The organism is Bradyrhizobium sp. 23AC, assembly GCF_054863025.1.
Genome location: NZ_JAVAYN010000326.1, coordinates 1 through 232 on the forward strand (window position 1 = coordinate 1; position 232 = coordinate 232).

Genomic DNA, 232 nt, shown 5'->3' on the forward strand with positions numbered 1-232 from the left:
ACCTGTTGTACGAGAACAGCGACCCGTTCACGCTGACAGAGCCCGGCGGCGTGCTCGATGCCAGGGACGCGGACTATCGCTGGGTCGACAACCGCATCACCCGCGTCACCGGCTCGCGCTGGACGCCGAAGCCCTACACCATGAAGCTCGAAGGGGCCCGCGGCGGTGATTTTCAGACCATCATGCTCATCGGCATCGAGGACCCGCAGGTGCTTGCCAACCTCGACGAATT

Annotated in this window: 1 pseudogene; it reads left to right on the top strand. The window is 63.8% G+C overall.

Annotated elements, in window-relative coordinates:
* Positions 1-232: pseudogene (locus RAD10_RS42620) on the top strand (acyclic terpene utilization AtuA family protein); the annotation flags it as partial.